The organism is Paraburkholderia caffeinitolerans, from assembly GCF_902859945.1.
Classification (GTDB): Bacteria; Pseudomonadota; Gammaproteobacteria; order Burkholderiales; family Burkholderiaceae; genus Paraburkholderia; species Paraburkholderia caffeinitolerans.
The window spans coordinates 1-1258 of record NZ_CADIKL010000107.1; the positions used below are offsets into that span (position 1 = coordinate 1).

1 protein-coding gene and 2 pseudogenes are annotated in these 1258 nt (G+C 56.3%); all 3 read left to right on the forward strand.

Annotated elements, in window-relative coordinates:
• Positions 1 to 588, forward strand: a pseudogene (locus HV773_RS36450) (colicin E3/pyocin S6 family cytotoxin); the annotation flags it as partial.
• Positions 585 to 911, forward strand: a complete 327-nt coding sequence (imm45, locus tag HV773_RS36455) for an Imm45 family immunity protein (protein ID WP_217481980.1) — start codon at positions 585 to 587, stop codon at positions 909 to 911. The pseudogene HV773_RS36450 and the gene imm45, both read left to right, overlap by 4 nt.
• 89 nt (positions 912 to 1000) lie before the next feature.
• A pseudogene (locus HV773_RS36460) lies at positions 1001 to 1258 on the forward strand (hemagglutinin repeat-containing protein); the annotation flags it as partial.

A 1258-nucleotide genomic window follows, 5' to 3' on the forward strand; every position in this document is an offset into this window, starting at 1 on the left:
GTGGCGATGCCCAGTTCGGCGTCGCCGCCGGCGTGGCTTGCCGGATTCAAGCTGCCGGGGTATAGGGGAGAAAACCGAAGCAGGGACGACAGCATCATTGCGGACCCGGCCACGCAGCTCGATCCTTCGATGAAGGCAGGGGCGCTGGTCAATCCGCTGCCGGACGCGAAGGGCGTGAATGACCTGGTGACGACGATCATTCCGGATCAGGTCAAAGGGCTGGTGGATTACATTACGACGGCGGTCAACGGTGGGGATGGAACGGGGAATAGCACAGCCGATGCACAAACATTTGAAAAGTCCTTGGTTAATCTTCCACCAGGCGAGCGGGTCGCGCAAGTAAAGCAGACTGCGCAAACAGTGGCAGCGGATAACGGCTGGCAAAAGGACTCTCAGCTTAGTCGCATTAACGGCCGCGATGTATATCGCACAGACGATGGTACTTTATATGCAGTTGATTCGCAGCACGGCCGATTCGAGCAAATCAATGCGAAAACTGGCGAACACATGGGTGAGGTCAGTATGATAGGACTTCAACCGACGAAACCGGCGGATACGTCTGGGCGACACGATCTGAGATTGAAATGATGAATTGGACAAAGCTTGTTGAATACAATGAATCGGAGGTGAGGCGAGGAGCTTTACTCCGATTCGCTGCGGGGCAGCCATTCGAGGATCTTGTGGTAATGATGGTCTGCGAGGCACCGGATAAATCCGGACGGCTTGGGTTGATGGCGATCAGCGGTTATAAAGCGGGAGTAAACTGTTATGTTGTGTTCCCTGATGGGGCAGTGCCATATCAATTATCAACAAAATGGCTTATTGATAACTGGCAGAAGTGGGTCTGGCCAGGTGGTGATGTAAACGAGGTTATGGTTCGCGCTTCATTGGAAGCACAGGAAATTACGTAGTATAAAAAACTATTCGTCTCGCTGGGCTCGAGACACAGCAACAGCCATTCGGTCGCGAATGCCAGCACGGCGACAGGCAGCACCCGGGTGTCGGGCAACAGCGCGGCATCCCGTTCCAGGCGGGCGTATCGGGCACGAAGGGCCACGGCAACGGCGACGATGTGACGTACACGAATACGCATATCAGCGCGGGCAACACCGTGACGGAGCAGTCGGGGATCAAGGCGGGCGACGGCGGGTTCCAGATCGATGTGAAGGGGAACACGGACCTGAAGGGCGGCGTGATCACGGGCAGCGATGCGGCGATTGCGAACGGTCTGAACAGTCTCACCACGGGGACGCTCACG

Coding starts and splice junctions, on each gene's coding strand:
- imm45 (WP_217481980.1), top strand. CDS start 585: ATGATGAATTGGACAAAGCTTGTTGAATACAATGAATCGGAGGTGAGG.